The sequence below is a fragment of the Pseudomonas sp. RW10S2 genome, assembly GCF_014268985.1.
GTDB lineage: Bacteria > Pseudomonadota > Gammaproteobacteria > Pseudomonadales > Pseudomonadaceae > Aquipseudomonas > Aquipseudomonas wayambapalatensis.
Genome location: NZ_JABWRO010000183.1, coordinates 1 through 6,697, shown reverse-complemented (window position 1 = coordinate 6,697; position 6,697 = coordinate 1). Strand labels below are relative to the sequence as shown.

Below are 6,697 nucleotides of genomic sequence, written 5' to 3'. Positions count from 1 at the left end.
GTAGGAGCGGGCTTGCCCGCGAAGAGGCCCTTGAGGGCTGCAAAGGCTCCAAATCCTGAACGCTGCTTCCCCCCCCTACGGTTGCCCCCTCCCCCCGCCGAGACGAAAATGCCTACCGTCCCCGGCGCCTGCTCACACAGCGCTTCATCCAAGCCTCCTGGAGTTCTACCCATGCCACATGAAGGCAGCATCCTGCAGACCGCAGTGATATTCCTGCTTGCCGCCGTCGTCGCCGTGCCTCTGGCCAAGCGCCTGCAACTGGGTGCTGTCATCGGCTACCTGCTGGCTGGCGTGGCCATCGGTCCACAAGCGTTGGGCCTGATTCGCGACACCGAGAGCGTGGCGCACATTTCCGAACTGGGCGTAGTCCTGCTGCTGTTCATCATCGGCCTCGAACTTTCCCCACGACGTCTGTGGCTGATGCGCAAGGCGGTGTTCGGCGTGGGCCTGGCACAAGTGGTGCTGACCGGCGCGATCATCGGCGCCATCGCCCTGTTCGGGTTCGCCCAGTCCCTGCCAGCGGCGGTGGTGCTCGGCCTGGGCCTGGCGCTGTCATCCACGGCGCTGGGCCTGCAGAGCCTGGCCGAAAGCAAGCAACTGAACGCCCCCCACGGGCGCCTGGCCTTTGCCATCCTGTTGTTCCAGGACATCGCGGCAATCCCGCTGATCGCGCTGGTGCCCCTGCTGGCGGCCAGCGGCCCGGACACCAGCCACGGCGACAGCATCGAACATGGCCTGCGGGTGTTCGGCAGCATCGCCATCGTCATCGTCGGCGGCCGCTACCTGCTGCGCCCGCTGTTTCGCATCGTCGCCCGTACCGGCCTGCCGGAAGTGTCCACGGCCACCGCACTGCTGGTGGTGATCGGCACCGCCTGGCTGATGGAGGAAGCCGGCATTTCCATGGCGCTGGGCGCGTTCCTCGCGGGCCTGCTGCTGGCCGACTCCGAATACCGGCACGAGTTGGAGTCGCAGATCGAACCGTTCAAGGGCCTGCTGCTGGGGCTGTTCTTCATCAGCGTCGGCATGGGCGCCAACCTTGGCCTGCTGCTGGAAGCACCTGCACTGCTGCTGGGCCTGACCTTGCTGCTGGTAGCGGTGAAACTGCCACTGCTGATGCTGGTCGGGCGTGCGGTGGGCGGGCTGAACAACCTGAGCGCACTGCGCCTGGGGCTGGTGCTGGCGGCGGGAGGTGAGTTCGCCTTCGTGGTGTTCAAGCTGGGCAAGGACCAAGGCTTGTTCGACACCTACACCTACGACCTGCTGCTGATGACCATCACCCTGTCGATGGCCCTGACGCCAATGTTGCTGCTGGCCAGCTCGCGCCTGATCAAGCGCCCGGGGCCAGCGCGCGAAGTGCCGGAGCAATACCGCACGATCCAGACCGACGCCCCGCGCGTGGTGATCATCGGCATGGGCCGCATGGGGCAGATCGTGGCGCGTATCCTGCGGGCACAGAAAGTCTCCTTCATCGCCCTGGATACCTCGGTCGATGCCATCGAGATGACCCGCACCTTCGAACAGGCCCCGGTGTTCTACGGCGACCCGATGCGCCCCGAGGTGCTGCATGCGGCCAAGGTCGGCGAGGCCGAGTACTTCGTCATCACCACCGACGATCCGGAGGCGACCATCCGCATCGCCGAGCGGGTCAAGCATGAGTACCCGCACCTGAAAGTGATCGCCCGGGCGCGTAACCGCCAGCACGTGCACAAGTTGCTCGACGTCGGCGCCGAGCCGATTCGCGAGACCTTCTACTCGAGCCTGGAGATGACCCGCCTGACCCTGATCGGCCTCGGCCTGAGCGAGACCCAGGCGGCAGACCGCATCCAGCGCTTCACCGAGCATGACCAGCAGGTGCTGGAGGCACAGGGGCGGGTTCGCGATGACCGGGCGAAGGTGATGCAGACGGCCAAGGAGGCCAGGGTGGAGCTGGAGCGGTTGTTCGAATCGGATAGCGACTGAGTTGGGTGACACGAACGTCGCTCAAACAAAACCCGCCACACAAACAGCAAAAAGGGCGACTGTCTCCAGTCGCCCTCGATGCCGCAGTCGCGCAGGCCCGGCCTCAGCCGGTCACTTCGCCAGAAATGCCAGCAAGTCGTCGTTCAGTTGCTGCGCATGGGTCACGGCAAAGCCGTGTGGTGCACCGGGATATACCTTCAACTGCGCGCCCTTGATCATCTCGGCGGCTTTCTTGCCGGTGGTCTCGAACGGCACGATCTGGTCGTCATCGCCGTGGATCACCAGGGTCGGCACATCGATCCTGGCCATATCCGGGCGGAAATCCGTTTCGGAGAACGCCGTTACGCAGTCGATGGTGCCTTTGAGCGAGGCCAGCAGGGCAATGTTCAGGGTCTGGGCCTGTACGCCCTGGGAGACTTTCTGCCCATGGTTGATGCCATAGAACGGCGCGGCGAAGTCGGAAATGAACTGCGCACGGTCGGCGCGCAAGCCATCGCGGATGCCGTCGAATACCGACTTGTCGACACCCTCTGGGTTGTCGGCGGTCTTGATGAACAGTGGCGTCACCGCACCCAGCAGCACCAGCTTGGCCACGCGCTCGCTGCCATGCTTGGCGATATAGCGGGTGACATCGCCGCCGCCCATGGAGAAGCCGACCAGGGTGACGTCACGCAGGTCCAGATGCTCGATCAACTGGGCGATGTCATCGGCAAAGGTATCGTAGTCATAACCGTTCCAGGGCTGGCTGGAGCGCCCGAAGCCGCGGCGGTCGAAGGCGATGGTGCGATAGCCGCGGCTGGCCAGGAACTCCATCTGGCCATCCCACATGTCGGCGTCCAGCGGCCAGCCGTGGCTGAACAGCACGGGCTTGCCGCTGCCCCAGTCCTTGTAATAGATCGCGGTGCCATCGCGGGTAACTAGTGTGCTCATGTCGGAATCTCCTGAAAGTCGGGTAGGTCTGGATCTTGAGTACGGGGCGCGAGGAACATTCCATCGCGCGGCTGGCCGGTCGGCCACGAGGCGTACCGACCGGCCATTGGTGGGTCACTTGCCAGCGGTGAGGGCGTTGTAGCTGGTGATCAGGTTGCGATAGTCCGGGATGTGGTTGGAGCACAGCGCGGCCAGCCCTTCGACATCGTTGCGCCAGTCGCGGTGCAGCTCGCAGGCCACGCCGAACCAGGTCATCAGTTGTGCACCGGCAGCTTCCATGCGGCGCCAGGCGGCGTCGCGCGTCATCTCGTTGAAGGTGCCGGAGGCATCGGCCACCACGAATACTTCGAAGTCCTCGGCCAGGGCCGACAGCGCCGGGAAGGCCACACACACTTCAGTTACCACACCGGCGATGATCAGTTGCTTCTTGCCGGTGGCCTTCACCGCCTTGACGAAGTCCTCGTTGTCCCAGGCATTGATCTGGCCAGGGCGGGCGATGTAGGGCGCGTCCGGGAACAGCGCCTTGAGCTCTGGCACCAGCGGGCCGTTGGGGCCTTGCTCGAAGCTGGTGGTGAGGATGGTCGGCAGGTTGAAGAACTTGGCCAGGTCGGCCAGCGCCAGCACGTTGTTCTTGAACTTGTCCGGCTCGATGTCGCGGACCAGCGACAGCAGGCCTGCCTGGTGGTCCACCAGCAGTACGGCGGCGTCGTCTTTGTTCAGGCGGTTGTAGGTGAATTGGCTCATGGTCGTGCTCCTTCGGGTGGGTTGGGTTGTTGTCTCGACTGCATGGGCACAGATTAAAAACATCGCGTTTCTGGCGGTAGATAGTGAAAAACGGCCTTAGCGTTCTTTTTTTGGAACGATGAAACGGATGTCGCCCTTTTCACAGGTAAACCCACACCCACAGATGCCCCATTGCCTGGGCAACCAACCTGCTCTTTACTACCCCTCAGCCCTCCCCTAGCCCCGAGACCACCATGCTGGCCTTCATCCAGTCCTACCCCCTGCTGCTGGGAACCTGCCTGATCTTCCTCGACCTGCTGCTCTGGCAACTGATCCCGCTGGAGCGCCGCGCCTGGCGTATCGTCACGCGCCTGGGCATCTTCGTGATCTTCAGCGCCGTCCTGCTGGCCGCCGGCATGAGCCCGCTGCAACCGCCGCCATGGGCGGACGATGTCGCGCGCAACCTGATCGCCACGGTGCTGACCATCGGCTGGTGGCTGTTCGGAGCGCGCACGGTGACGGTGGTGTTCGGCCTGCTGATGATCGCCCGCGGCAGTCACGGCGGGCGCCTGCTGCAGGATGTCGTGGGCGCGCTGATCTTTCTTGCCGCAGCCGTGGCGGCGGCGGCCTATGTCCTGCAACTGCCGGTCAAAGGGCTGCTGGCGACCTCCGGAGTGATGGCCATCGTCATCGGCCTGGCGCTGCAGAGCACCCTGGCCGACGTGTTCTCCGGCATCGTGCTCAACACCACGCGGCCCTACCAGATCGGCGACTCGATCTCCATCGACGGCACCGAGGGCAAGGTGGTGGATATCGACTGGCGCGCCACGCGGCTGATCACCGGCAGCGGCAGCCTGGCGGTGATTCCCAACTCGGTGGCGGCCAAGGCGCGCCTGCTCAACCACAGCCGGCCAGCCGACCGCCACGGGGTTTCGATCAGTGTGGTGGTACCCGCCAGAATCCGCCCCAAGCGGGTGTTCGACGCGCTGGAGAAAGCCCTGCAAGGCACCAGCGCCCTGCTGCCGTCACCCGCAGCGAAAGTGTCGGTGAAAGCCTCGACGCTGGAGTCGGTGGAATACGAGGCCAGCGGTTTCATCGCCGACGCGGCGCAAAAGACCGACGTACGCAACCTGCTGTTCGACCTCGCCCACCGCCATCTCGAGGCCAGCGGTGTGATGTGGAACCTCGACCTGGCCGTCGCCCCACGTAGCCGACAGCGTGAGCTGCTCGACGAAGTGCGGGTGTTCCGTTCGCTGAGCAGCGAGGAACGCGATGCCCTCAGCCAGCGCATGATGGCGGTGGAGTATCTGGCCGACCAGGTGATCCTGGATGTCGGCCAACAGTCCGATCACTTGCTGGTGATCGGCAGCGGCGTGGTCCAGGCCTCGATCCGCAATGGCGACAAGCGCGTGGAGGCCGGGCGCATGGGGCCGGGGGAAGTGCTGGGGATCGAGGGCATCATGGACGAGAACAGTTCGTTCGCCGAGTTCCGCACCCTGACTGGCTGCCTGCTGTACCGGATCGACAAGGAGCAGGTGCGCAGTTGCCTGGCCGAGCGCGGCGACGTGGTGCAGGCGTTGAACAAGCTGCAGCGGTTCAGGCTGCTGAGCCGGGAGTCGCTGCTGATGCAGAAGCCGGCAGCGGTGAAGAAGGGCGGCTTTCTGAGTTGGCTGCACAAATAAGCGGGCCCCTTCGCGGGTTTATCCGCGAAGGGGCCAGTGCAATCACAGCACCACGCGCAGGCACTGCCCTGCGTGATACAGCGAGAAGCCCGACTCGTAGAATGCCGTGCGCAACGAAGGCGCACTCACCGGCTTCATCGGTGAGAACGGGATCGGCAGGCGGTCCGGATCATCCTTGAGCAGAAACTGCGCAAGAGCCCGGCCAATCACGGTGCCCGTGGTATTGCCACGGCCGTTGTAGCCTGTCACCGCTACCACTCCCGACGCCGGTTCGAACAGACGCATCAGGTGGTCGGGGGTAAAGTCGATGCAGCCGGTCCAGTGCATTTCCCACTCGACCTTGCCCAGCTCAGGGAAGTAATGGCTCTGGATGCGATCGGCCCAACTGCGCACGAACCACGCCGGCTTGTTGTCGACCCGGCCCAGGCTGCCGAGCAGCAGGCGACCCTGATCATCACGGCGGATACTGCTGAGCACGGTGCGGGTATCCCACGAGCCCTGGCCATGGGGCAGGATCCTGTCGGCCACCGCACCCTGCAGCGGCTTGGAGGCGATCTGATAGTAGTAGCCGCGGAAGAAGTGCTTCTGCAGGTGGCTCCAGTCGCCTTCGGTGTAGGCGCCCGTGGAAATCACCACCTTGTCGGCGCGCACGCTGCCACGGTTGGTGGCGACTCGCCAGCCGTCGCCATCACGCGTCAGGCCTTCGACCGCCGATTGCTGGAACAGCTTGCCACCCAGACGCTGCACCGCCGAGGCCAGGCCTTGGGTGTAGCCCATGGGGTTGATGGTGCCGGCGCGGCGGTCGAGCAGCGCGGCGGAAATCTTGTCGGTGCCGCAGTATTCCTGGCATTCGGCCCCCCGCAGCAGTTCCACGTCGGCACCCCGGCGACGCCATTGTTCATGGCGTGCCTCAAGGTCGGCGAGGCCCGTGGCGTTGTGCGCCATATGCAGGTTGCCTTTGTGCTGGGCCTGGCAGTCGATGCCCAGGCGTTCGATCATGGCGAAGACTTCACCGGGCGCCTCGCCAAGCACCTTGTTCAGGCGCCCGCCTTGCTCCAGCCCCAAGGTCGCCTCGACATCGTCGGGACGGATCCAGGTCCCGGCGTTGACCAGCCCGACATTGCGCCCGGAGCCGCCATGTCCAACCTTCCAGGCCTCCAGCAGGATGACCGACTTGCCCTGTTCGAGCAGGTGGATCGCCGCCGACAGCCCGGTGATTCCTGCGCCGATCACGCAGACATCGGCCGTGTGCTCACCGGCCAGCGCCTGTGAAGCGACGGTCGGTCGGGTGATCGATTCCCACAGACATTCTTGACGCAGTTCGGACATGGCCCGGCTCCAGCAATATTGTTCTTGTTGCGGTTGGGGCGGCATGCCGCCCAATCGCGGGACAAGCCCGCTCC

5 protein-coding genes are annotated in these 6,697 nt (G+C 64.8%); 2 read left to right on the top strand and 3 right to left on the bottom strand.

Going from position 1 to position 6,697, the window contains the following annotated elements:
* The first annotated feature begins 171 nt into the window (after positions 1–171).
* Positions 172–1,959 (top strand): monovalent cation:proton antiporter-2 (CPA2) family protein, encoded by a 1,788-nt coding sequence (locus HU729_RS24500; protein ID WP_186711807.1) that lies wholly within the window; start codon positions 172–174, stop codon positions 1,957–1,959.
* A 111-nt stretch (positions 1,960–2,070) separates the two neighbouring features.
* Here HU729_RS24500 and HU729_RS24495 read toward each other — a convergent pair whose 3' ends face one another.
* A complete protein-coding gene (locus HU729_RS24495) occupies positions 2,071–2,889 on the bottom strand; it encodes an alpha/beta hydrolase (protein WP_186711806.1) in 819 nt (272 codons plus the stop codon).
* Positions 2,890–3,003: 114 nt separating this feature from the next.
* A complete protein-coding gene (gene ycaC, locus HU729_RS24490) occupies positions 3,004–3,633 on the bottom strand; it encodes an isochorismate family cysteine hydrolase YcaC (protein WP_054893711.1) in 630 nt (209 codons plus the stop codon).
* A gap of 233 nt (positions 3,634–3,866) precedes the next feature.
* Here ycaC and HU729_RS24485 point away from each other — a divergent pair, with 233 nt between their 5' ends.
* Entirely contained in the window at positions 3,867–5,294 is a 1,428-nt protein-coding gene (locus HU729_RS24485) for a mechanosensitive ion channel family protein (RefSeq protein ID WP_186669861.1), read from the top strand.
* A gap of 42 nt (positions 5,295–5,336) precedes the next feature.
* Here the strand turns inward: HU729_RS24485 and HU729_RS24480 are convergent, their stop codons facing one another.
* On the bottom strand, positions 5,337–6,623 hold the full coding sequence (locus tag HU729_RS24480) for an FAD-binding oxidoreductase (protein ID WP_186669862.1): 1,287 nt from the start codon (positions 6,621–6,623) through the stop codon (positions 5,337–5,339).
* Positions 6,624–6,697: the final 74 nt, after the last annotated feature.